General features: G+C 60.3%; 22 protein-coding genes. 14 read left to right on the top strand and 8 right to left on the bottom strand.

What is annotated here, in order from left to right:
• The first annotated feature begins 70 nt into the window (after positions 1–70).
• Both nuoM and nuoN read left to right on the top strand, forming a co-directional pair.
• On the top strand, positions 71–1,600 hold the full coding sequence (nuoM, locus tag ACR42C_RS15765) for an NADH-quinone oxidoreductase subunit M (RefSeq protein ID WP_023312532.1): 1,530 nt from the start codon (positions 71–73) through the stop codon (positions 1,598–1,600).
• A gap of 6 nt (positions 1,601–1,606) precedes the next feature.
• Positions 1,607–3,064 (top strand): NADH-quinone oxidoreductase subunit NuoN, encoded by a 1,458-nt coding sequence (nuoN, locus tag ACR42C_RS15760; RefSeq protein ID WP_061097547.1) that lies wholly within the window; start codon positions 1,607–1,609, stop codon positions 3,062–3,064.
• A 91-nt stretch (positions 3,065–3,155) separates the two neighbouring features.
• On the opposite strand, the gene ACR42C_RS15755 is transcribed toward nuoN, so the two are convergent.
• Both ACR42C_RS15755 and rbn read right to left on the bottom strand, forming a co-directional pair.
• The gene (locus ACR42C_RS15755) at positions 3,156–4,160 is read right to left on the bottom strand and encodes a chemotaxis protein (RefSeq protein ID WP_116338576.1); all 1,005 of its coding nucleotides are present in this window, start codon (positions 4,158–4,160) and stop codon (positions 3,156–3,158) included.
• Positions 4,161–4,224: 64 nt separating this feature from the next.
• A complete protein-coding gene (gene rbn, locus ACR42C_RS15750; RefSeq protein WP_479984313.1) occupies positions 4,225–5,142 on the bottom strand; it encodes a ribonuclease BN in 918 nt (305 codons plus the stop codon).
• 71 nt (positions 5,143–5,213) lie between these two features.
• Here rbn and ACR42C_RS15745 point away from each other — a divergent pair, with 71 nt between their 5' ends.
• From ACR42C_RS15745 to menE, 8 genes are all read left to right on the top strand, one after another.
• Positions 5,214–5,675 carry a GNAT family N-acetyltransferase gene (locus tag ACR42C_RS15745; protein ID WP_320720758.1) on the top strand — a complete coding sequence of 154 codons (462 nt, stop codon included), beginning with the start codon at positions 5,214–5,216 and terminating at the stop codon, positions 5,673–5,675.
• Positions 5,676–5,728: 53 nt separating this feature from the next.
• Positions 5,729–6,034, top strand: a complete 306-nt coding sequence (elaB, locus tag ACR42C_RS15740) for a stress response protein ElaB (RefSeq protein ID WP_028013924.1) — start codon at positions 5,729–5,731, stop codon at positions 6,032–6,034.
• Positions 6,035–6,119: 85 nt separating this feature from the next.
• Positions 6,120–7,415, top strand: a complete 1,296-nt coding sequence (gene menF, locus ACR42C_RS15735) for an isochorismate synthase MenF (protein ID WP_192983192.1) — start codon at positions 6,120–6,122, stop codon at positions 7,413–7,415.
• Positions 7,416–7,503: 88 nt separating this feature from the next.
• A complete protein-coding gene (gene menD / locus ACR42C_RS15730; RefSeq protein WP_320720759.1) occupies positions 7,504–9,174 on the top strand; it encodes a 2-succinyl-5-enolpyruvyl-6-hydroxy-3-cyclohexene-1-carboxylic-acid synthase in 1,671 nt (556 codons plus the stop codon).
• Positions 9,171–9,947, top strand: coding sequence for a 2-succinyl-6-hydroxy-2,4-cyclohexadiene-1-carboxylate synthase (gene menH / locus ACR42C_RS15725; RefSeq protein ID WP_479984312.1), 777 nt, complete (start codon positions 9,171–9,173; stop codon positions 9,945–9,947). The genes menD and menH overlap by 4 nt, the downstream gene beginning before the upstream one ends.
• Complete coding sequence (menB, locus tag ACR42C_RS15720) at positions 9,944–10,801, top strand: 1,4-dihydroxy-2-naphthoyl-CoA synthase (RefSeq protein ID WP_479984311.1); 858 nt, start codon at positions 9,944–9,946, stop codon at positions 10,799–10,801. The genes menH and menB overlap by 4 nt, the downstream gene beginning before the upstream one ends.
• Positions 10,801–11,766, top strand: coding sequence for an o-succinylbenzoate synthase (gene menC / locus ACR42C_RS15715; RefSeq protein WP_302219002.1), 966 nt, complete (start codon positions 10,801–10,803; stop codon positions 11,764–11,766). The genes menB and menC overlap by 1 nt, the downstream gene beginning before the upstream one ends.
• Positions 11,763–13,124 carry an o-succinylbenzoate--CoA ligase gene (gene menE / locus ACR42C_RS15710; RefSeq protein WP_479984310.1) on the top strand — a complete coding sequence of 454 codons (1,362 nt, stop codon included), beginning with the start codon at positions 11,763–11,765 and terminating at the stop codon, positions 13,122–13,124. Before menC ends, menE begins: the two co-directional genes overlap by 4 nt.
• Here menE and ACR42C_RS15705 read toward each other — a convergent pair whose 3' ends face one another.
• Genes ACR42C_RS15705 through ACR42C_RS15695 form a run of 3 tightly spaced genes read right to left on the bottom strand, consistent with a single transcriptional unit; the run spans position 13,125 to position 16,074 of the window.
• Entirely contained in the window at positions 13,125–14,639 is a 1,515-nt protein-coding gene (locus ACR42C_RS15705) for a tripartite tricarboxylate transporter permease (RefSeq protein WP_116338595.1), read from the bottom strand.
• A gap of 11 nt (positions 14,640–14,650) precedes the next feature.
• On the bottom strand, positions 14,651–15,082 hold the full coding sequence (locus ACR42C_RS15700; protein WP_014884622.1) for a tripartite tricarboxylate transporter TctB family protein: 432 nt from the start codon (positions 15,080–15,082) through the stop codon (positions 14,651–14,653).
• 11 nt (positions 15,083–15,093) lie between these two features.
• The gene (locus ACR42C_RS15695; protein ID WP_047363034.1) at positions 15,094–16,074 is read right to left on the bottom strand and encodes a Bug family tripartite tricarboxylate transporter substrate binding protein; all 981 of its coding nucleotides are present in this window, start codon (positions 16,072–16,074) and stop codon (positions 15,094–15,096) included.
• A 141-nt stretch (positions 16,075–16,215) separates the two neighbouring features.
• Here ACR42C_RS15695 and tctD point away from each other — a divergent pair, with 141 nt between their 5' ends.
• The 4 genes from tctD (at position 16,216) to ACR42C_RS15675 (ending at position 20,249) form a co-directional block, all read left to right on the top strand.
• Positions 16,216–16,890 (top strand): transcriptional regulator TctD, encoded by a 675-nt coding sequence (gene tctD / locus ACR42C_RS15690; protein WP_028013915.1) that lies wholly within the window; start codon positions 16,216–16,218, stop codon positions 16,888–16,890.
• A complete protein-coding gene (locus tag ACR42C_RS15685) occupies positions 16,877–18,286 on the top strand; it encodes a sensor histidine kinase (RefSeq protein ID WP_479984309.1) in 1,410 nt (469 codons plus the stop codon). The genes tctD and ACR42C_RS15685 overlap by 14 nt, the downstream gene beginning before the upstream one ends.
• A 130-nt stretch (positions 18,287–18,416) precedes the next feature.
• Positions 18,417–18,956 (top strand): YfaZ family outer membrane protein, encoded by a 540-nt coding sequence (locus tag ACR42C_RS15680; RefSeq protein WP_116338600.1) that lies wholly within the window; start codon positions 18,417–18,419, stop codon positions 18,954–18,956.
• Positions 18,957–19,049: 93 nt separating this feature from the next.
• Positions 19,050–20,249 carry a nicotinamide mononucleotide deamidase-related protein YfaY gene (locus tag ACR42C_RS15675; protein ID WP_479984308.1) on the top strand — a complete coding sequence of 400 codons (1,200 nt, stop codon included), beginning with the start codon at positions 19,050–19,052 and terminating at the stop codon, positions 20,247–20,249.
• A 33-nt stretch (positions 20,250–20,282) separates the two neighbouring features.
• On the opposite strand, the gene glpC is transcribed toward ACR42C_RS15675, so the two are convergent.
• From glpC to glpA, 3 genes are read right to left on the bottom strand one after another with little or no spacing between them, the layout of a single operon-like run.
• Entirely contained in the window at positions 20,283–21,473 is a 1,191-nt protein-coding gene (gene glpC, locus ACR42C_RS15670; RefSeq protein WP_192983167.1) for an anaerobic glycerol-3-phosphate dehydrogenase subunit GlpC, read from the bottom strand.
• Positions 21,470–22,687 carry a glycerol-3-phosphate dehydrogenase subunit GlpB gene (glpB, locus tag ACR42C_RS15665; protein WP_316379349.1) on the bottom strand — a complete coding sequence of 406 codons (1,218 nt, stop codon included), beginning with the start codon at positions 22,685–22,687 and terminating at the stop codon, positions 21,470–21,472. The genes glpC and glpB overlap by 4 nt, the downstream gene beginning before the upstream one ends.
• Positions 22,677–24,305 (bottom strand): anaerobic glycerol-3-phosphate dehydrogenase subunit A, encoded by a 1,629-nt coding sequence (gene glpA, locus ACR42C_RS15660; protein ID WP_479984307.1) that lies wholly within the window; start codon positions 24,303–24,305, stop codon positions 22,677–22,679. Before glpA ends, glpB begins: the two co-directional genes overlap by 11 nt.
• Between the last annotated feature and the right edge of the window lie 5 nt (positions 24,306–24,310).

Genomic DNA, 24,310 nt, shown 5'->3' with positions numbered 1-24,310 from the left:
AGTGAATTTTATTCGAATTCGTTGAAAATCAGGCCCCTGCTGGGGGCCTTAAAAAGGAATGTAAATCGCCATGTTACTACCCTGGCTAATATTAATTCCCTTCATCGGCGGCTTCCTGTGCTGGCAGACTGAACGCTTTGGCGTGAAGATGCCGCGCTGGATCGCGCTGATCACCATGGGATTGACGCTCGCGCTTGGCCTGCAACTGTGGTTGCAGGGCGGTTACTCACTGACCCAGTCTGCGGGCATTCCGCAGTGGCAGTCTGAGTTTATCCTGCCGTGGATCCCGCGTTTCGGTATCACCATCCACCTGGCGATTGACGGTCTGTCGCTGCTGATGGTAGTGCTGACTGGTCTGCTCGGCGTTCTGGCGGTACTCTGCTCCTGGCGAGAAATCGAAAAATACCAGGGCTTCTTCCACCTGAACCTGATGTGGATCCTGGGCGGCGTGATCGGCGTGTTCCTTGCCATCGACATGTTCCTGTTCTTCTTCTTCTGGGAGATGATGCTGGTGCCGATGTACTTCCTGATCGCGCTGTGGGGCCACAAGGCGTCCGACGGTAAAACGCGTATCACGGCGGCAACCAAATTCTTCATCTATACCCAGGCGAGTGGTCTGGTGATGCTGATTGCGATTCTGGCGCTGGTGTTTGTTCACCACAACGCGACCGGCACCTGGACCTTCAACTACGAAGATCTGCTGAAGACGCCAATGTCCCACGGCGTTGAATACCTGCTGATGCTGGGCTTCTTCATCGCCTTCGCGGTGAAAATGCCGGTGGTTCCGCTGCACGGCTGGCTGCCAGACGCGCACTCTCAGGCACCAACGGCGGGTTCTGTTGACCTGGCGGGCATCTTGCTGAAAACGGCGGCCTACGGTCTGCTGCGCTTCGCACTGCCGCTGTTCCCGAATGCTTCCGCAGAGTTCGCGCCAATCGCCATGTGGCTGGGCGTAATCGGAATCTTCTACGGCGCGTGGATGGCCTTCACGCAGTACGACATCAAGCGTCTGATTGCCTACACCTCCGTTTCCCACATGGGCTTCGTGCTGATTGCTATCTACACCGGCAGCCAACTAGCGTACCAGGGCGCGGTGATCCAGATGATTGCGCACGGTCTGTCCGCAGCCGGCCTCTTCATCCTGTGCGGCCAGTTGTACGAACGTCTGCATACCCGCGACATGCGCATGATGGGCGGTCTGTGGAGCAAAATTAAGTGGCTGCCAGCGCTGTCCATGTTCTTCGCGGTGGCTACCCTGGGGATGCCGGGTACCGGTAACTTCGTCGGCGAATTTATGATTCTGTTCGGCAGCTTCAAAGTGGTACCGGTGATTACCGTGATCTCCACCTTTGGTCTGGTGTTCGCTTCCGTGTACTCGCTGGCGATGCTGCACCGCGCTTACTTCGGTAAAGCGAAGAGCGAAATTGCTGCTCAAGAACTGCCGGGGATGTCGCTGCGCGAGCTGTTCATCATCCTGCTGCTGGTCGTACTGCTGGTGCTGCTGGGCTTCTTCCCGCAGCCGATTCTGGATACCTCGCACAGCGCGATGGGTAACATCCAGCAGTGGTTTGTTAATTCTGCTTCTACTACAAGGCCGTAATTCGCCATGACAATAACTCCACAACAACTGATCGCGCTGCTACCGCTGCTGATCGTCGGATTGACGGTGGTGGTTGTGATGCTCTCCATTGCGTGGCGACGCAATCACTTCCTGAATGCCACGCTGTCGGTCATCGGACTGAACGCCGCGTTAGTCTCTCTCTGGTTTGTTGGCCAGGGTGGGGCGATGGACGTAACCCCGCTGATGCGCGTTGACGGCTATGCCATGCTTTACACCGGTCTGGTGCTGCTGGCGAGCCTGGCGACCTGTACCTTTGCGTACCCGTGGCTTGAAGGCTACAACGACAACAAAGAAGAGTTTTACCTGCTGGTTCTGATTGCCGCGCTGGGCGGCATTCTGCTGGCGAATGCCAACCACCTGGCCGCGCTGTTCCTCGGTATTGAGCTGATCTCTCTGCCGCTGTTCGGCCTGATTGGTTACGCCTTCCGCCAGAAGCGTTCTCTGGAAGCGAGCATCAAGTACACCATTCTGTCTGCTGCTGCGTCCTCGTTCCTGCTGTTTGGTATCGCGCTGCTGTACGCACAGTCCGGTAACCTCTCCTTCATGGCGCTCGGCAAGAGCCTCGGTGATGGCATGCTGCATGAGCCGCTGCTGCTGGCGGGTCTGGGTATGATGATCGTTGGCCTCGGCTTCAAGCTCTCTCTGGTTCCGTTCCACCTGTGGACGCCAGACGTCTACCAGGGCGCTCCGGCGCCGGTGTCGACCTTCCTGGCGACGGCGAGCAAAATCGCTATCTTCGGTGTGGTCATGCGTCTGTTCCTGTACGCGCCGGTCGGTGACAGCGAAGCGGTTCGCGTGGTGCTGGGCATTATCGCGTTCGTCTCCATCATCTTCGGTAACCTGATGGCGCTGAGCCAGACCAACATCAAGCGTCTGCTGGGCTACTCGTCCATCTCTCATCTGGGCTACCTGCTGGTGGCGCTGATTGCGCTGCAGAGCGGTGAGATGTCAATGGAAGCCGTGGGCGTGTATCTGGCAGGTTACCTGTTCAGCAGCCTCGGCGCCTTCGGCGTGGTGAGCCTGATGTCCAGCCCGTACCGTGGCCCGGATGCCGATTCACTGTTCTCCTACCGTGGTCTGTTCTGGCACCGTCCGATCCTGTCCGCGGTGATGACAGTGATGATGCTCTCTCTGGCGGGTATCCCAATGACGCTGGGCTTTATCGGTAAGTTCTACGTGCTGGCCGTTGGTGTGCAGGCACACCTGTGGTGGCTGACTGCGGGCGTGGTGATTGGCTCCGCGATTGGCCTCTACTACTACCTGCGCGTGGCGGTGAGCCTGTATCTGAGTGCGCCTCAGCAGCTCAACCGTGATGCGCCATCCAACTGGCAGTACAGCGCCGGGGGTATCGTGGTACTCATCTCCGCGCTGCTGGTGCTGATCTTCGGTATCTATCCGCAGCCGCTGATTGATATTGTGCAGCGAGCGATGCCATTAATGTAAAAACAAAAAACCCGCCTCGGCGGGTTTTTTATGGTTTGCGCCCTCTCCCTGTGGGAGAGGGATGGGGTGAGGGCACCAGCCCGCACAGGACTTAAGCCAGCTGTTTCCTGCTAATCAACGGCCCGTCAATCTTCTTCATCGAGCGGTCCAGCACCTCTTCAATCACCGACGACAGCTCGTTCAGCTCAAACTTCGCCACATACCCGTCCGCCTTCACCTTGCGAATATGATCTTCGTTAGCGTTGCCGGAAAGGGACGAGTGGATCACCACCGGAATATCCTTCAGGACCGGGTCGGTTTTGATTTTGCGCGTCAGCGTAAATCCGTCCATCTCCGGCATTTCGAGGTCGGTCAGCACCAGGGCGATCTTGTCTGTGATCGGCACACCCTCAGCCTGCGCCTGAGCGGCCAGCACACCAATTTTCTCCCACGCGTCTTTACCGGTGATGTGCAACTGCGCCGGGATCTCCATCGCCTGCAGACCTTTCTCCAGCATCGAACGCGCTACTTTGGAATCTTCCGCCACAATGGCGACCGAACCCGGTTTGATGTTGAATTTGGTAGTCTTGAGATTGGTCGCGTGCAGATCGTGATTGGCCGGGGTGATGTCATACAGGATCTGCTCAACGTCAAGCACCATCGCCAGATCGTTGGTATCCGTTTTCTCATCGAGGCAGGCAATGCTGGTGATATAGCGGCCGCTGACGGCGGTTTCCGCCGCGTGCACCTGCTTCCAGTCCAGACGCATGATGTTCTCAACTGATTCCACGGCAAAGGCCTGCACGCTGCGAGCGTATTCGGTGATCAGCAGGATGTTCAGCCCGGTGGTGGGCTTACAGCCCGCCACGGCGGCCAGGTCGATCACCGGGATCACCTGATCGCGTATATTCACCATCCCCATCAGCGGTGATTTCATCCCGGCGGGTTTTGTGAATTCCGGCATCGGCACAATTTCACGCAGCTTAAAAACGTTAATGCCAAACAGCTCGGATTTATTTTCGTTCAGAGAGGTGCCAAGACGGAACAGCAACAGTTCAAAACGGTTCGACAGGGTGAGATTCGCCCTGTCATCAATATCTTTCTGGAAATTATCCATTCTACCCTCGAGAGAAATGCTGACCTTTTAATCGTTATCGGCATTCTGAGAGAAAAATGAAGGGCTAAACGCTGACCTTAGCGAAATCTTCGGCCAGCTCGCACGCCGGGAACACCGCCAGGCACTCTGCCAGCAGGCTTGCGCACCCCCGCGCGTCGTAGCGGGAGCTAACATGAGTGACGATCAGTCTCCCTACACCCGCATCACGGGCAAGCTGCGCCGCCTGACGCGTTGAGCTGTGGCCGCGGCCGTTGGCTTTCTCTTCCATCGCCGTCTCCAGCGTGGCTTCGTGCACCATCACGTCCACGCCCTCGGCAAGCGTGAGCGCCGTCGGGCAGGGGGCCGTATCGCCAAAAATCGCCAGTTTTCTGCCTGGCTGCGGTGCGGCGAGATAATCCTGGCCGTTGATGACGCGTCCGTCCTCCAGCGTGACGGTCTCGCCCTGTTTGAGTCGCTGGAACAGCGGACCGGGTTTTACGCCGTCGGCCATCAGCGCGGCGGCATCCAGCGCGCCGGGTTTGTCATGCGCTTCAACACGGTAGCCATAGCATTCCACAGGATGATTGAGCGGTTGAGCACTAACCCGATAATCTCCGTCATCGAATACCTGGCCTTCGGTAATCTCAACCACCTCCAGCGGATAATCGGTCCACGACCCGCTCAGGCGCAGCGTGGTTTCAACAAATTCACGAATACCCGCAGGTCCGTAAATCGTCAGCGGGTTGGCGTTACCGGCCATAGAGCGGCTGCACAGCAGGCCGGGAAGGCCAAACAGATGGTCGCCATGAAGATGAGTAATAAAAATTTTGTCCAGCTTGCCGGGGTGATACGAGGTATGTAACAGCTGATGCTGCGTCCCCTCACCGCAGTCAAACAGCCACAGCCCGCCGCGGGTGGGATGCTTAAGATCCAGCAGAATTGCCGTCACGTTTCGTGAGCGGGTTGGCACGCCAGCGGACGTACCCAGAAAAATCAGTTCCATAACGCAATCAGCCCTTTGCTGAACGGGGAGGGGTTTAGTATAACGTGATGAACCCCAGGAAGGAGAAAGAGATGATCCAGTGGCAAGATTTACATCATAGTGAGCTCACCGTTCATTCGCTCTACGCGCTGCTTAAACTGCGCTGCGAAGTGTTTGTGGTTGAACAGACCTGCCCGTATCAGGACATCGACGGCGATGACCTCGTTGGCGAAAACCGCCATATCCTTGGCTGGAAGGATGACGAACTGGTGGCGTATGCGAGGATTCTGAAAAGCGAGGACGATGTCGAGCCCGTCGCGATAGGTCGGGTTATCGTCAGCGGTAACGCGCGCGGTGAAAAGCTGGGCTATCGGCTGATGGAAAAAACGCTGGAGGCGTGCCAAAAACAGTGGCCGGACAAGGCGTTATACCTGGGCGCGCAGGCACACCTGCAATCCTTCTACGGTCATTTCGGTTTTATGCCGGTCACCGACATCTACGACGAAGACGGTATTCCGCACATCGGCATGGCGCGCGAAGCGAAACAGGCGTAATGGCGCGTCGTTGTCTATAGTTAGCGGACTGGTGTACTAACATGGAGAAAAATATGTCATTTCAATCCTGGGATACCCGTATCGACGACGACCTGACCTTACTGAGCGAAACGCTGGAAGAGGTGTTACGTTCCTCAGGCGACCCTGCCGATCAGAAATATATCGAGCTGAAAGCCCGTGCAGAGCAGGCGCTCCACGACGTTAAAAACCGCGTCAGCCATGCGTCTGATACGTATTACTACCGCGCCAAAAAAGCGGTTTATCGTGCCGATGACTACGTCCATGAAAAACCGTGGCAGGGCATTGGGGTGGGGGCAGCCGTAGGGCTGGTGCTGGGGCTGCTGCTGGCCCGTCGTTAAGGCGCTTAACCACTCCCTATACGTGGGTACTGATATTTCTTATGGTACCCCGTATAATATGAGGTTTTAACAGGGAGAGGTTCGCGTGAATTCGATTTTCCTCGCGCTGGAGCACCTGCGTACCCAGCTTGCGCAAGCGTTACCTGCAACATCCGGTCTGCGTCAATTCGACGTCTCTTTCCCGTTAAACGATGCCTTCGATCCCCTCGCCTGGCTGGGCGAGCAGCAGTGCTATCCGCAGTTTTACTGGCAACAGCGTAACGGCGATGAAGAGCTGGCCGCGCTGGGAGCGGTTACCCAATTCTCCTCTCTGGCGTTAGCCTCGCAGTTTTTGCGCGCGCAACACGCGCCTGAAGATACCCGTATCTGCGGCCTGAACGCGTTTAACCCGGAGCAGGGCAGCCTCTTTTTACCGCGTCTGCTGTGGCGTCGTACCGCTGGCCACGCCACGTTGCGCCTGCAGCTGTGGAGCGACAGCTCGCTTGAGGACGATGCCGACACCGCGCGTGCGCTCTTACAGCAACTCCTTCCCGCAAAACCCATCCGTCCGCTCTCCGTGCAGGTTGAGCGCGAAACCCATCATCCGGAAAAACCGCAATGGCTTAGCCTTATCGGCAAAGCGACAGAGACGATTGCACGCGGTGATTTCGAAAAGGTGGTTCTCGCCCGCGCAACCGATTTGCAGTGTAAACAGCGCGTTAACCCCGTCGCGCTGATGGCCGCCAGCCGCGCCCTGAATTTAAACTGCTATCATTTTTGCATGATATTCGACGCCAGCAATGCGTTTCTCGGCTCCACGCCAGAGCGTCTCTGGCGGCGGCGCGGCAAGCTGCTGCGCACCGAAGCGCTGGCGGGCACCGTTGCCAGCCATACTGACGATAAGCAGGCGCAGCGTCTCGGCGAGTGGCTGCTGAATGACGATAAAAACCAGCGCGAAAATATGCTGGTGGTGGAGGATATATGCCAGCGTCTTCAGCACCATACGCAGACGCTGGAGGTGTTGCCGGCTCAGGTCGTCCGCCTGCGTAAAGTGCAGCATTTACGCCGCTGTATCTGGACCGAGCTTAAGCAGGCCGACGATGAGCTGTGCCTGCACGTGCTCCAGCCGACGGCGGCGGTAGCCGGGCTACCGCGACAGCCTGCGCGTGAGTTTATACAGCACGTAGAACCCTTCAACCGCGAGTGGTACGCCGGCTCAGCCGGGTATTTATCCCCCGAGCAAAGCGAGTTCTGCGTGGCGCTGCGCTCTGCGCGCGTCCGGGAAGACGCCCTGCGGCTCTACGCCGGGGCGGGCATTGTCAGCGGGTCTGACCCGGAGCAGGAGTGGCAGGAGATTGAAAACAAAGCTGCCGGATTGCGCTCTCTGCTCCTAAGGGATTAATACAGATTCGCGCAATCCCGATTCATATCAAAATTCCAATTTTTTCTATTATTTATACTGTGTCGCATTCTTGATACCGGACAATCTCATGTCAGTAAGTTCTTTTAACCGACGCTGGGCGGCGGTGATCCTTGAAGCCCTGACGCGCCATGGCGTCAGGCACGTGTGTATTGCACCGGGTTCTCGTTCAACGCCGCTGACGCTGGCAGCCGCTGAAAACCGGGCGTTGATTCACCACACCCATTTTGACGAACGCGGCCTTGGCCATCTCGCGCTCGGGCTGGCGAAGGTTAGCAAAGAACCCGTGGCGGTGATCGTCACCTCCGGTACCGCCGTGGCGAACCTCTATCCGGCACTGATTGAAGCCGGGTTAACCGGTGAAAAGCTGATCCTGCTGACGGCCGACCGCCCGCCTGAGCTAATCGACTGTGGCGCCAATCAGGCCATACGCCAGCCGGGACTGTTTTCTTCGCATCCCTCACAGACGGTTTCGTTACCGCGTCCTACCCAGGATATTCCGGCAAGCTGGCTGGTCTCCACCGTCGATCACGCCATGGCAACATTGCGCAGCGGGGCGCTGCATATCAATTGCCCGTTTGCCGAACCGCTTTACGGGGAGCTGGACGATACCGGTATTGACTGGCTGCAGTCACTCGGCGACTGGTGGCAGAGTGAAAAGCCGTGGCTGCGCGAGCAGACGCATCTTGAGAGCGCGAAGCAGCGCGACTGGTTCTTCTGGCGGCAGAAGCGCGGCGTGGTTATCGCCGGGCGCATGAGCGCCGCCGAAGGCAGGCGGGTCGCCGAATGGGCGCAAACCCTTGGCTGGCCGCTGATTGGCGACGTGCTTTCCCAGACCGGTCAGCCGCTGCCGTGCGCCGATCTCTGGCTGGGTAACGCGAAAGCGGTTACTGAGCTTTCACAGGCGCAGATTGTGGTCCAGATCGGCGCAAGCCTTACCGGCAAACGTCTGCTGCAGTGGCAGGCGACCTGCACGCCTGAAGAGTACTGGGTGGTGGACGCGCTGGAAGGGCGGCTCGACCCGGCGCACCATCGCGGCCGTCGTCTGGTGAGCGAAATTGACAGCTGGCTGGAACTGCACCCGGCGGAAAAACGTCAGCCCTGGGCGGTGGCGATCCCGGAGCTGTCGCGTCAGGCGTGGGAAATCACCAAAGCGCGCTGTGAGGCATTCAGCGAAGCCGGGCTGGCGCACCGTATTCGCCAGTACCTGCCTGAACAGGGCCAGTTGTTTGTCGGCAACAGCCTCGTCGTGCGGCTGATTGACGCCTTTTCGAAGCTGCCGGCGGGCTATCCGGTTTACAGCAACCGTGGCGCCAGCGGCATCGACGGGCTGATCTCGACGGCGGCAGGCGTGCAGCGCGCCAGCGCGAAATCGACGCTGGCGATCGTGGGCGATCTTTCCGCGCTCTACGATCTCAACGCGCTGGCGCTGCTGCGTCAGGCATCTGCACCGTTTGTGCTGATTGTAGTCAATAATAACGGCGGGCAGATCTTCTCCCTGTTACCGACGCCCCAGAGCGAGCGCGAGCGCTTCTATCTGATGCCGCAGAACGTGCAGTTTGAACACGCCGCGGCGATGTTTAGCCTGAAATACCATCGTCCGGAAAGCTGGGAACAGCTGGATGCGGCGTTAAGCACCGCCTGGAAGCAGCCGGGCGCGACGCTGATTGAGCTGGTGGTGAACGAGGCCGACGGCGCGCAGACCCTGCAAAGCCTGCTGGCGCAGGTGAGCCAGCTGTGATCCTCTCGGGCGTGCAGCAGGCCGGAAAGCCAGGCTATCCCTGGCTGGTCTTTTTGCACGGTTTTTCCGGCGACTGCCGCGAGTGGCAGGATGTCGGGAAGACGCTCAGCGAGTATCCCCGGCTCTATCTTGACCTGCCGGGCCACGGTGAGTCAGGGGAGATAACCGTGACGGGGTTCGACGAGATGAGTCATTTGCTCACCCGAACCCTTCTTAGTTACAACATACTAAACTTCTGGCTGGTGGGGTACTCCCTCGGCGGCCGCATTGCGATGTTTCATGCCTGCCAGCAGCCGAAGGGGCTGCTTGGGGTGATTGTTGAAGGTGGGCATCCGGGCCTGCAGGATGAGAACGAGCGCACTGCGCGGCGGTTATCCGACCATCGCTGGGCAACGCGTTTTCGCACCGAACCGCTGGAAACGGTTTTTACCGACTGGTATCAACAGCCCGTGTTTGCCACCCTCACAGACGACCAGCGCAAGGCGCTTGTTACCCTGCGCACCCAGAACAACGGCGCGACGCTGGCGAAGATGCTCGACATAACATCGCTGGCCGTGCAGCCCGATTTGCGTGCCGCGATTAGCGTATGCAATTTCCCTTTTGACTATCTCTATGGTGAACGGGATGAGAAGTTCGCGGCCCTGGCCGCTGAGCTGGACGCCGTTCGTCATGTGATTCCCAACGCCGGACACAACGCCCACCGGGAAAACCCCGACGCGGTTGCCGCGAGTCTGGCTCAGATACTGCGTCTTCGAATAAAGGACACTCTATGATCTATCCTGATAAAAACATGCTTTACGCCCCGGTTGAATGGCAGGACTGCTCCGAAGGCTACACCGACATTCGTTACCACAAATCCACCGACGGCATTGCCAAAATCACCATCAACCGTCCGCAGGTGCGTAACGCCTTCCGTCCGCTGACCGTCAAAGAGATGATTCAGGCCCTGGCGGATGCGCGCTACGACGACAGCATCGGCGTGATTGTGCTGACCGGCGAAGGTGAGAAAGCCTTCTGCTCCGGTGGCGATCAGAAAGTGCGTGGCGACTACGGCGGATATCAGGACGATGCGGGTACGCACCACCTGAACGTGCTCGATTTCCAGCGCCAGATCCGCACCTGTCCGAAACCGGTGGTGGCGATGGTGGCGGGTTACTCCATAGGCGGCGGCCACGTGCTGCACATGATGTGCGACCTGACTATCGCCGCGGAAAACGCCATCTTCGGCCAGACCGGCCCGAAAGTAGGCTCTTTCGACGGCGGCTGGGGCGCGTCCTACATGGCACGCATCGTCGGGCAGAAAAAAGCCCGCGAAATCTGGTTCCTGTGCCGTCAGTACAACGCTCAGGAAGCGCTGGATATGGGCCTGGTCAATACCGTGGTGCCGATTGCCGATCTCGAAAAAGAGACCGTGCGCTGGTGCCGCGAAATGCTGCAAAACAGCCCGATGGCGCTGCGCTGCCTGAAGGCCGCGCTCAACGCCGACTGTGACGGTCAGGCGGGCCTGCAGGAGCTGGCGGGCAACGCCACCATGCTGTTCTACATGACTGAAGAGGGTCAGGAAGGACGCAACGCGTTTAACGAAAAACGCCAGCCGGACTTCAGCAAATACAAACGGAACCCGTAATGCGTCGCGCGCAGGTTTATCGCTGGCAGATACCGATGGACGCGGGCGTGGTGCTGCGTGAAAGGCGGTTAAAAACCCGTGACGGCTTCTTCGTCCATCTGCAGCAGGACGAGCGGGAAGGCTGGGGCGAGATTTCACCTCTGCCGGGCTTTAGCCTGGAGTCGCTGGATGACGCGCAGGCTGCGCTGCTGGCATGGGCAAAGGCGTGGCGTGAGGGCACAAACCTGGCGTTGCCGGACGCGCCTTCTGCGGCGTTTGGTATCAGCTGCGCGCTGGCGGAGCTGGACGGCAGCCTGCCGAAAGAGGCTAATTACCGCTCGGCACCGCTCTGCACGGGAGACCCGGACGAGCTGTTCGCGCAGCTCTCCGCCATGCCGGGCGAGAAAGTGGCGAAAATTAAAGTCGGTCTCTACGAAGCGGTGCGCGACGGAATGGTCGCTAACCTGCTGCTGGAAGCAATCCCCGATCTGCACCTGCGTCTGGATGCCAACCGCGCCTGGACGCCGCTTAAGGCGCAGCAGTTCGCGAAGTACGTCAACCCGGCGTACCGCAGCCGCATTGCCTTCCTCGAAGAACCGTGCAAAACCCGCGATGATTCGCGCGCATTTGCCCGCGACACGGGGATTGCTATCGCCTGGGATGAAAGCCTGCGCGAGGACGATTTTGAATTTGTCGCCGAGCCCGGCGTCAGCGCGGTGGTGATTAAGCCAACGTTGACCGGCAGCCTGGCGAAGGTGCGCGAGCAGGTCGCGGCGGCGCACGCGCTGGGGCTGACGGCGGTGATCAGCTCGTCGATTGAGTCCAGCCTTGGGCTGAGTCAGCTGGCGCGCATTGCCGCCTGGCTAACGCCGGACACGGTTCCTGGCCTCGACACGCTTAATCTGATGCAGGCGCAGCTTATCCGCATGTGGCCGGACAGCGCGCTGCCGTGCCTCGACGCAGAGGCGCTGGAGCCGTTGCTATGAGCTTTACCGACTGGCCCTGGCGGCACTGGTGCGCGCGTTTTGCCGATAAACCGGCCCTGAGGCTGAATGACGAAGTGCTCACCTGGCGCCAGCTGTGCGCGCGCGTCGACCACCTTGCGGCAGGTTTTCATCAGCAGGGTGTTGAAGAGGGCGACGGCGTACTGCTGTTGGCCTATAACCACCCGCAAACGCTGCTGGCATGGCTGGCGCTGCTGCAGTGCGGGGCGCGTATTCTTCCCGTTAATCCGCAGCTGCCGCGTCCGCTGCTTGACGTGCTGATCCCGCAGATGACGCTGCGCTTTGCGCTGGTGCTGGACGGCCGCTACGACGGTCTTTATGCCCTGAGCATGCGCGAGCCAGCGGATACGTACTGCGCTGCGTGGCAACCGACGCGGCTGGCCTCCATGACGCTGACTTCCGGATCCACCGGGCTGCCGAAGGCGGCGGTGCATACCTGCGACGCCCATCTTACCAGCGCTCGCGGCGTGCTGTCGCTGATGCCTTACGGAGATAACGACGACTGGCTGCTTTCGCTGCCGCTGTTTCACGTTTCCGGCCAGGGGATTTTATGGCGCTGGCTGCTGGCCGGTGCGCGCTTAACCGTGCGCGAGAAGCTGCCGCTGGAGCAGGCGCTGCGCGGCTGCACCCACGCCTCGCTGGTGCCGACCCAGCTCTGGCGTCTGCTGAATAGCGAAAGCCACATCGAATTGAAAGCGGTTTTGCTTGGCGGGGCGGCCATTCCCGTGACGCTGACGAAAAAGGCCCGGGAGCAGGGGATTCGGACGTACTGCGGCTACGGCCTGACCGAGTTTGCCTCTACCGTTTGCGCAAAAGAGGCTGACGGCGATCCGGATGTGGGCTGTGTGCTGCCGGGCAGAGAGGTGCAGGTCGTTAACGGTGAAGTCTGGATCAAAGCGCAAAGCATGGCTTCCGGCTACTGGCGGGACGGCGCGCTAATTCCGCTGACCAACGCGCAGGGCTGGTTCGCCACCCGCGATCGCGGGGAATGGCATGGCGACCGTCTGACGATTTTAGGCCGAATGGACAACCTCTTTTTCAGCGGAGGAGAGGGGATCCAGCCGGAATCGCTGGAGCGCGTTATCGCCGCGCACCCGCAGATTAACCAGGTGTTTATCGTCCCGCTGGATGACGCCGAGTTTGGACAGCGCCCGGTAGCGGTGGTGGAGTGCGAGCCGGGAACGGATATCACCCGTCTCCCGACCTGGGTACAGGGCAGGCTGGCACGCTTTGAGCAGCCTGTTCACTGGCTGGTGCTGCCGGCTGAGCTAAAAAATGGCGGGATTAAGATCTCCCGCCAGGCGTTAAAACAGTGGGTGAATGCCCAGCTGTCCGTGTAGTTAGCCGATATCCGGCTCCGGTTTGCGCTGGCGACGACGCAGCAGGCGCAACACCGGCGGCACCACAATCACCATTACTGCCAGCGCTAACAGAACCTTCGCGACGCTGCTGTCCCACAGTATCGACACATTGCCATTGCTGATGGACAGGGCGCGGCGCAGGTTCTGCTCCAGCATCTCACCCAGCACAAAGCCCAAAATCAGCGGTGACATCGGGAAGTGCATTTTTCGCAAGATGTAGCCGAACACGCCCAGGACCACCATCAGCACCAGGTCAAACGTGGTGCTGTGTACCGCGTACACCCCCACCGCAGAGACGGCGGCAATGGCGGGCACAAGGAACCACAGGGGAATGGTTAGCATGCGGGTGAACAGCCCAATCAGCGGGATATTCATTACCAGCAGCATCACGTTAGCGATCAGCAGCGCGGCAATCAGCCCCCAGACAATATCGGGCTGCTCGGTAAACATCGCCGGGCCGGGCGTGATGTTGTAGAGCGTCAGCGCGCCCATCATCACCGCCGTGGTGCCGGAACCCGGCACGCCCAGGGTCAGCATCGGGATAAACGAGCCGCAGGCCGAGGCGTTATTAGCCGCCTCAGGCGCGGCGACGCCGCGAATATCCCCTTTACCAAAGCTGTCGCTGTTGCCGCTGAGCTTCTTCTCGGTCATGTAGGTGATGGCACTGGCGATAGTGGCCCCGGCGCCCGGCAGGATGCCGACGAAGAAGCCAATCACCGACGAGCGCAGCGTGGCGCCGATGCACTGCGCGCCCTCTTTAGCGCTAAAGAGCATCCGGCCGGTTTTGCGCACCAGCGTCTGCCCGCTGCTGGTATGCTCCAGCATCAGTAAGATCTCAGACACAGAGAACAGGCCGATCACGACCACGATGAACTGCACGCCGTCGGACAGGTGAACGCTGTCGAAGGTAAAGCGATAAACCCCGGTGTTAGCATCCACGCCGACGGTGGCTAACCCTAAGCCAATCAGCGCGGACAAAAACGACTTCAGCGGATTTTGCGCCATCATGCTGCCGAGGCAGGCAATGGCGAACACCATGAGGGCAAAATATTCTGCCGGACCAAATGCCAGCGACCACTGGGCCAGCGCAGGCGCAAACAGAATGATGCCGCCAATGGCAATCATTGAGCCAAAGAATGAACTAACTGCAGAGATGGAGAGCGCCACGCCGCCGCGTCCCTGTCGCGCCATCGGGTAGCCGTCCAGCGCGGTCATGATCGCCGCCGCATCCCCCGGCACGTTAAGCAGGATTGACGAAATGCGTCCGCCATATTCACAGCCGATATAGACCGTTGCCAGCAGGATCAGCGCCGACTCCGCAGGCAGATGCAGGGCAAACGCCAGCGGGAGTAAAATCGCCACGCCGTTGATCGGCCCAAGGCCCGGCAGCAGGCCGACAATCGTCCCCACGAAACAGCCTATCAGGGCGATCACCAGGTTTTCCGGGGTCATCGCCACGGCGAACCCCTGCGAGAGGTAAATCCAGGTATCCATAGCGTGCTCCGTTAATTAAGCCAGGCGCCGAGCGGTAAGGTCACGTCCAGCAGGCGGTCAAAGGCGTACCACAGTAAAATCCCCATCACCACGCCAGAGATCCCCGCAGCGGGGAGGGTGGCGTTAAACAGCATGCCGATGACCATCGTCAGGATAGCGGTTGCCACCGGGAAGCCGAGCCATTCAAAGCCCCAGGCATACATCAGCAGCACGATCACCATCACCAGCAGACGCTGCAGAATGCGACGCGGCGGCCACTCGACGGTATCCGGGTGGCGAAGTAGCAGCGCCACCGAGCAGAGCAGCATCAGGCCGACGATGCCCATCGGGAAGGGGCGAGGCCCCACGGGTTCATAGCTGTACTCGCTGTGGATCTGCCAGGCGACAAACATCCCGCCAACGCAGAGCAGCAGCCATATCCCGGCAAAAATACGATCGCTCATAGCGCCTCCGCTTATTTCGCCAGGCCAAAGGCTTTCGCCTGCTCGCGGTAGTCATTCACCTGTTTTTTCACGTACTCATCAAGCGGCTTACCGGTCAGGTTAAACTCAAACAGCCCGCGCAGATCACGCTGTTTCTTAAACTCTTCGGTCTGCTGAAGTTTGTTGAACGCGTCGACCCACCACTGGTACTCGGCATCGGTCACTTTTGGCCCGACGAAGAACCCGCGGATGATTGGCCAGACCAGGTTATAACCCTGCTCTTTGGCGGTCGGGACGTTCGCCAGCTGCCCCGGCAGTCGGTTTTCTGAGAAGACCGCCAGCACGCGGATTTTATCCCCGCTCAGGTACGGCACCATCTCGCTGAGATCGCCGGAAACGGCCTGAACGTGGTTGCCCATCAGCGCCGTGACCGGTTCGCCGCCGCCTTCAAAGGCCACGTAGCGCATCTTGTGCGGGTCAACCTTTGCCTGCTGGGCGAGAAGGGCCGCTTTCATCCAGTCCTGGCTCCCGATAGACGCCCCTGCGCCAATCACCACGCTGTTCGGATCTTTTTCCATAGCGGTCAGCAGATCTTTCAGGGATTTCCACGGGGAATCGGCACGTACGGCAATCATCCCGTAGTCGGTGCCGACGGTCGCCAGCCAGCGCACGTCGTCCACGCCGTAGCGGCCAAACTTGCCCTGCGACAGGTTCAGCAGCGAGCCGCCGGAGAAGGCCACCACCGTTCCCGCTTCTGCGGGTCGTTGTGCGACGATGGCGTTATAGGCCACCGCGCCCACGCCGCCGGGCATGTAGGTGACGCGCATCGGTTTCTCGATGGCCTTCGTCTCCAGCAGGCTGACCTGAATCAGTTTGCAGGTGAGATCGAAGCCGCCGCCCGGCTTGGCCGGGGCGATACATTCGGTACGGGACGGAGCGTCCTGGGCCTGAACGACAGAGGTACTCAACAGCAATACGCTTGCAGCAAGGGTAGAAAGTAATTGTTTTTTCATCGTTTATCCTCACGCCGGGGTACGGGTATGGGTCTTTTTTCTGATTATGTGAACCACCTTGTAGCGGTTCCGTTGCGTGATTGTTAAAACAATAACCTTTCATTTCCCTTTCAATGGGGCACCAACTTTACAGGATGTGACATGCGTCTCTTACTGGCAGAAGATAATCGTGAGCTGGCTCACTGGCTGGAGAAAGCGCTGGTGCAGGAAGGCTTTGCCGTGGACTGCGTCTCCGACGGGCGCGCCGCCGACCATCTGCTGCAGGGTGAAAATTACGCGGTTGCTATTCTGGACATCGGCATGCCCGGTTTTGACGGTCTCGAAGTGGTCCATCGCCTCAGAAAACGGGGGCAGACGCTGCCGGTGCTGTTTCTTACCGCCCGCAGCAACGTGGCGGATCGGGTGAAGGGACTGAACGCTGGCGCAGACGACTATCTGCCAAAACCGTTTGAGCTGGAGGAGCTTGACGCACGTCTGCGCGCCCTGTTGCGCCGAAGCGAGGGGCGGACGCAGGAGCGCCAGCGCCTTGGGGAGCTGGAGTATGACGACGAGGGCTTTTTCCTGCTGCGCGATGAACCGCTTTCCCTGACGCCGCGGGAGCTCTCCCTGCTGAAGGTGCTGATGCACCGCCGGACCCGTCCGGTTTCACGGCAGCAGCTTTTCGACCAGGTGTTCAGCCTGAACGACGACGTCAGCCCTGAAAGCATCGATCTTTATATTCACCGGCTGCGTAAGAAGCTGACCGGCAGCGGCGTGCGGATCACCACCCTGCGGGGGCTTGGTTACGTGCTGGAGTGCGGCGATGAGGTGGGTTAAGCCGCAGTCGCTCTACCTCCAACTGCTGCTTTTCCTGGGCCTGCCGCTGCTGCTGCTGTGGGGACTGTCGGCCTTTAACAGCTACGTCAGCGCGCTGCAGGCGGCCACGCAGGCCTACGACCGCACGCTGTTATCTTCTGCCCGCACCATCTCAGAGCGGCTGGAGGTGCACAACGGCAGGCTGGCGGTGGACGTGCCCTGGGTGGTGCTCGACAGCTTTGAGCTCAACATGAACGACCGGCTCTACTATAAGGTGGTCGACCCCGACGGCCGGGTGATCTCCGGCTATGACGATCTGCCGAAGATGCCGCCTGCGACGTCGCGCACCACCCTCTACCCGGCGCTGGCCTGGTTTTACCACACTGAATATCGCGGCCAGGCGATTCGGGTGGCGCGTCTGCTGCAGCCCGTAAATGAAGATAATATTTTTGGCATGGCGGAGATTTACGTCGCGGAGACGCTCCAGTCCCGCCGCTATCTCGCCAGCCAGCTGCTCTTTTCATCCTGGGTCTCGCAGGGGCTGCTGGTGCTGCTGACGCTGGTGCTGACCGCGTGGCTGCTGCGCCGCGTGCTGCGCCCAATGCGCCAGCTTTCGTCTCTGATGGTGCGGCGCGAGCCGGGCCTGCTCGCGCCTCTGCCGGAGCTGCTGCCCTGGTCGGAGACCCGGCTGCTGATTGTTGCCTTTAACCGCTATATCGACAGGTTGCGCGGCGTGCTTTCGCGGCAGGAACGCTTTAACGCGGATGCGTCGCACCAGCTCAAAACCCCGCTGGCGGTGCTTAAAACGCAGGTCTCCGTCGCCCTCACTCGCCAGGATCCCGCTCTGTGGCAGGAGAGCCTGCGGGCAATGAATGCCACCCTGGACGACACTATCGTGCTCACCGAGCGGCTGTTGCAGCTTTCAGCGGTGAAGGGCAAAGAGCAGGGGGAGCGTCAGTTTACGCCCGTGGATCTGGTTCAGGTGATGCAGAACTGCTGCTTCTCCCGGCTGGCGCAGGCGCGGAGCAAGGCGATCGATTTAGGGTATGACGGCGTACAGCAGCCGGTGATGATCGAAGGCGATGACGTTCTGCTGGGTGAGCTGTGCGCCAACCTGCTGGAGAACGCGATTAAATATACGCCTGCAGGCGGGACCGTGACCGTTTTCCTGCGCGTGGACGGCGGTGCCGTTGAGCTGAGCGTTGAGGACAGCGGACCCGGCATTGAAGAGGATCAGATCTACCAGGCGATGCTGCCGTTCCACCGGCTGGACAACGTCGGGGATGCCTCCGGTTCCGGGATTGGACTGGCGCTGGCGGGGGACATCGCCCGACTTCACCGCAGCCATTTGCAGCTGACCCGAAGCGGAACGCTGGGCGGCCTGTGCGTCAAAATGCGCTTTCTGCTGCTTACGTAAAAAAGCCGCAGGTTTCAAATCGTTACAATCTTCCTGTCCGCCGCACGCAGAGTGCTTGATCCCCGGGAGACTCAGGTTAAAATCTCGCGGTTTTGGGACTTCTCTATAATAATTATGCGGGATCGCGACAATGAAAAAAGTGGCATTACTGGGCCTCGGCCTGATGGTTGTATCTGCGGCGGCTAACGCCATTAGCGTTAATGGTTCGGCGGGTCAGGACTATACCCACCTCGGTTTTGGCATGGGCACGGAGACCTCCGGTCTGGCGATGACCGGCGGCTGGACCCACAACGACGACGACGGCGATGCGGCCAGCCTCGGCCTCGGTCTGAACATTCCTCTTGGCCCATTCCTGGCCACCGTGGGTGGTAAAGGTATCTATACCAACCCGAACGACGGTGATGAAGGGTATGCGGCGGCTGTGGGCGGCGGCCTGCAGTGGAAAATTGGCGACAGCTTTGGCCTGTTTGGTGAGTACTACTACTCTCCGGACTCTCTCTCCAGCGGCATCGACAGCTATGAAGAAGCCAACGCCGGCGCGCGCTGGACCATCATGCGTCCGATTACCCTCGAAGCGGGTTATCGTTATCTGAACCTGGCCGGTAAAGACGGTAACCGCGATAACGCGCTGGCTGATGGCCCGTATGTGGGCGTGAGCGCAGGCTTCTAATCGTTCCGGCGCGGCGTTCCGTCGCGCCAGTTTCTCTCATCTCCCTCCCACGTTTGCGCTATAGTGTTTTGACCAAATAAGCGGGAGAACACAATGATTAACGTGGAGATGTTATCCACCGGCGACGAAGTGCTGCATGGACAGATTATCGATACCAATGCTGCCTGGCTTGCCGATCTTTTCTTTGAGCAAGGATTACCGTTAACGCGCCGCAATACCGTGGGCGACAATCTTGAGTCGCTGGTCGCTATTCTGCGCGAGCGCAGCGAACAGTGCGACGTGCTGATCGTGAACGGCGGGCTTGGCCCCACCGGTGACGATCTCAGCGCGCTGGCCGCCGCGACCGCAAAAGGCGAAGGGCTGGTGCTGCAAGAGGCGTGGCTTTCGCAGATGGAGCGCTTCTTCTCCGAACGTGGCCGCGTCATGGCCCCCAGCAACCGCAAACAGGCTGAAATTCCCGCCAGCGCCGAGCTGGTTGATAACCCGGTCGGTACCGCATGCGGGTTCGCCATGCAGCTGAACCGCTGCCTGATGTTCTTCACGCCGGGCGTACCTTCCGAATTTAAGGTGATGGTCGAACAGCAGATCCTGCCGCGCCTTCGCGCTCGTTTTACCCTGCCAGAACCTCCTCTGTGCCTGCGCCTGACGACCTTTGGCCGCTCGGAAAGCGATCTGGCCCAGAGCCTCGATCTCCTCCCGTTGCCGCCGGGCGTGTCCATGGGCTATCGCTCCTCTATGCCGATCATTGAACTCAAATTAACAGGACCCGCTGCGCAGAAAGAGGCGATGCTGGCCCTGTGGCCCGAGGTGCAGCGCGTGGCGGGCGAAAGCCTGATTTTTGAAGGGACGGAAGGGTTACCCGTTCAGATTGCAAAACATCTCCAGACTCGCCAGCTCAGCGTGACCCTAAGCGAGCAGTTCACCGGTGGCCTGCTGGCGCTGCAGCTGTCGCGCGTCAACGCGCCGCTGCTCGCCAGCGAAGTGGTGCCGTTCCAGCAGGAGACCCTGGCGCAAACCGCCCGCTGGGCTTCCGAGAGAAGGGTGAAGCATTTTGCCGGTCTGGCGCTGTTTGTCGGCGGGCTGGATGAGGAATACCTCAACTTCGCGCTGGCGACGCCGGAAGGCACCTGGGCGCTGCGGGTGAAAATGAGCATCACCCGCCACAGCCTAGCGGTGCGTCAGGAGGTGTGCGCCATGATGGCGCTGAACATGCTGCGCCGCTGGCTCAACGGCAAAGAGGTTGCCAGCGAGCACGGCTGGATTAACGTTGTCGAGTCTTTGTTCGTTGAGTAACGCCTGTGCCGGGGCCTTTCGCCCCGGCTACGTTCAGCCCAGCGCTTTCGCCAGCAGGCTAATCGGATGTTCGCAGCGCTTGCTGGTGGACATCTCAATTTGCCATTTACAGGTTTCGCAGTCCGTCACCACGATATCCGCGCCGCTCTCTTCAATCTGGCGGAACAGCGGGGCGCCAATCGCCTGCGAGGTTTCGTAGTTTTCACGCTTAAAGCCGTAGGTTCCCGCGATGCCGCAGCAGCGCGAATCCAGCACCGTCAGCTCCAGGCCCGGAATAAGCCGCAGCAGCTCAAGCGTATAGAGCGACCAGCCCATTTTCTCCATATGACACGGCGTGTGATAGACCACTTTCAGTGGCAATGTCCCCAGCGGCAACGTCTGCCCGCCGTCCAGCTTGCGCCACAGGAAGCGCGTCGCCAGCTCGATGTGCTCGCGGAGTCCGGCGTTATCCACGTCCAGCAGGTGCGGATACTCATCGCGCAGGGTGAAGGTACAGGTGGACGAGGTCGCCAACACCGGCATGCCTTTGTCGACGATGGCTTCACGCAGGGAGGTGACATTGCTTTTGGCCTGCTTGCGCGCTTTATCGGTGAACCCGTTGGCAATCAGCGGGACGCCGCAGCACTTCTCCTTGCTGAGGAGCTGTACGCCGGTTCCCATGGCGTTAAGCACCTTCAGCAGGTCTTTACCCAGCTGCGGGTGGTTGTAATTCACATAGCAGCCGTGGAAAAAAGCCACCTGGTCGGCGTACTGCGCCTGTTCCGCCGCAACGGATTTGTACCAGCGGCGGAAGGTGCCGTGAGAATATTTCGGCAGGCTTCGGTGATGGTCAATCCTGAGCGTGGCATCCAGCAACTGGCGCACCGGTTTGAGCGATGTTGCGGCATTCACCAGCGGGGCAAAAGGCGTTGAGACGCTGCCCATCAGATCGGTATGGCTCAGAATGGCATCGCGAAGCGACGGCTTTTGCGTGCTGTAGCGCGCCCGGGCGCGCTGGATGATATCGCCGATTTTCACGTCCGACGGGCAGGCCACTTCGCAGCGTTTACAGTTGATGCAGTATTTCAGTGCCTCGTCGTACAGCTTGCCGTCCTTCAGGCGCAGGCGTTCACCGTCCGGCCCGGCCTGCTTTGGTCCAGGGTAGCGCGGATTCACGCCGCTGACCGGGCAGACGGTGGTACACACCGTGCATTTAATGCAGCTTTCAAAACGGGTGTCGTTCATTGTTCAGCCTCCACGCGCTGGCGAATCTGCCCGGCCACATACAGCGCCGTGACGGCGCAGACCCCGCCACCGCATCCCTGAGCGATGGGATCGTACCCGCCCAGCAGCGAGCCGATGGCAAAGAGATTGCTGACGGGCTTACCGGAAAGCTGCGGGTGCAGCCGGTTATCGACAATCACGCCAAACTGCTGCCAGGGCTGTGGCGTGAAGAAATCACTCTGATACCAGTCCGCGCGGGAGGCGCTCTGCCGGACATCCAGCCCCATGATGGCTTCCCGGATGCCCTCCCGGCTGCTCAGCAGCCCGTTGCTGAAGAAGCTGCCGCTCGCCAGCACCGTATAGCGGGCACGAAGGGGGATATCATCGTGGTTGCGCGTCCAGATTTCGCTCACCGCACCGTCGGTCAGGGTGATTTTTTTCACCTCGTCACCCGCCATCCACACGCCGCCCTGCGCCACAAACTGGCGCTGAAGCTGGGTGTGCAGGCGAATGCCGGGTACGGAAGGGGGCAGCGTGGGCAGCAGGCCGAGCGTGCAGGGCAGACGATCGGAAAGCCAGCGCCACAGGCGGTTGTCGTTTAAACCAAAGCAGGCGGGCATTAACAGGGCATCGCAGGTTTCGCCGAGCGGTTTGAGCGCGTCATACAGCAGCGGCCATTTGTCCTCGTTATCCAGAAAACGGGCGATATTCACCGCGCGAAACTCGCTCGGGTTGTCGCGCAGGACATCAAGCTCGGGCAGCTCTATTTCTGCCGTGTCGGCATTAACGCCCTGGCGACAGAGCGATGCCGCCGCGAGATGGGGCTGAAAATCCAGAAAGCCGCTAATACCCACCACCCGCACTCGTCCCGCGCTGACGGGGGCAACGGGAACCTCCTCCGGGCTGAGCCACGCGGAGCGCAGGGTGCCGAGCGGCGTAACGCGCAGATGGTTTTGCCTGGCGCTCCCCTTCAGACGCGCGCCGCTGTCCGCCAGCAGCGCTTCGGCTTCCAGCGCCAGGCGGTCAATATGCTGCGCGCCAATCAGGTGATAGGGGTGCTCCGGCGGCAGCTTATCGCGGTACGCTTCGTCCAGCAGATCCAGCGAGCCCGACGAGAAGTGCAGGGCGCTCTGGCCGCGGGTGATAATGGCGCAGCGCAGCCCCTGCTTCGTGAGTTTGATGCCGCAAAGCAAGCCTGCGAGCCCGCCGCCGACAATCACGGTATCAAATTTCATCGTGTTGCTCCTTCTCCAGGGCGCAAAGCCCCTGATAGACCCAGCGGGTAAATTCGCTTTCGCGTAGGGCATCCCCCCAGGCGACGGGCTGAATGCCTTTCCAGCGTTCGTTCAAAAACGCGCTGAGCTGATCGAGCGACTGGGTGGCGGTGGTGGTATGAAAACGCTGCAGCAGCCCGGCCGCACGGCAGGCGCACAGCTCGCCCTGGCAGGTGCCCATTCCGACGCGGGTGCGGCGGCGGAGATCGAGCAGGCTGTTGACCGTCAGGTTCTCTACCGCGTACTGCACTTCGCCTGCGGTAACGGCTTCGCACTCGCACACCAGGCTGCGGCTCAATCTTCCTTCACCGAGCCACTGTGGCGTTCTGTCGCCGTGGCGGTAGATGGCCGAACCGCGCAGCGGCGCCGGCAGGGAGATGATTTTTTGCAGCGTTTTTTCGGTAGACTGGCGCGATCCCGGTAGAGGCTGTTCTGCCGTGACGCACGGCTCGGTATTGCCGAGCTTGCGGCAGACGGCATTGGTTGCCCACTCCGCCATCAGGCGGTAGGTCATGAGCTTGCCGCCGGTGATGGTGATAAATCCGTCCATGCCGTCGCGCTCGGCGTGATCGAGCAGCACGATCCCCCGGCTGACGTTGCGTCCGCTCGGGTCGTTGTCGCTGGCGACCAGCGGACGCACGCCCGCGTAGGCGCGGAGAATACGCGTCAGCGCCATTACCGGGGCCAATTTTTCCCCTTCCCGCAGCAGGATGTCGACCTCTTCGGCGGTCACGCGGTTGTAGTCAATTTCGCTGTAGTCGACGTGGGTTGAGGTGGTACCGATTAACGAAATGGTGTCGCCCGGGACGAGGATATCGGCGTCGGACGGCTTGCGGCAGCGGTTGATCACGTGGTTATTGATGCGGTGGTCGAGGATCAGCAGCGAGCCTTTCGCCGGGAACATGCGCACCGACAGGTCGGCATACTCCGCAATGCGCTGGCCCCAGATCCCCGCCGCGTTGACCACCACGGCGGCATACAGCTCGCTGTGCTCGTTGTACTGCGTATCAAACACCCGCACGCCGCAGATGCGATGTCCCTCGCGAATAAGCCCGGTCACTTTATGTCCGGTCAGAATGTGCGCGCCATGCTCGCGGGCATCCAGCATGTTGGCGGCGGTCAGGCGGAACGGATCGACGGTGCCGTCAGGCACTTTCACCGCGCCGATAAGCGCCGGGTTCACCGACGGCTCCAGCCGCCGCGCCAGCGCCGGGTCGACGGCCTCGGCCTGAATACCCGCTGCAGTGCAGGCGGTTATAAAGGTTGACTGAAAGGCGAGGTCATCTTCGGGAAGCGTAATAAAGAGGCCGTCGGTCGGCTCAATGCAGTGGCGGGCGATGCGCTTGAGGATCTGGTTTTCAGCGATACATTCGCGCGCGGATTCACCGTCGGTAACCGCATACCGCGCGCCGCTGTGGAGCAGGCCGTGGTTTCGTCCGGTTGCGCCCGTGGCAATATCGTGGCGCTCCAGTAGCGTGACGCTTAAGCCGCGAAGGGCGCAATCGCGTGCGATGCCGGCGCCGGTTGCGCCACCGCCAATGATAATCACATCGCTGTAGCGTGGATCGTGAATTGTCATTGCCT

It is taken from the genome of Enterobacter sp. MG-EB028 (assembly GCF_056673305.1).
The sequence above is the reverse complement of the archived record's forward strand: the minus strand, read 5'-3'. Positions and strand labels throughout refer to the sequence as shown.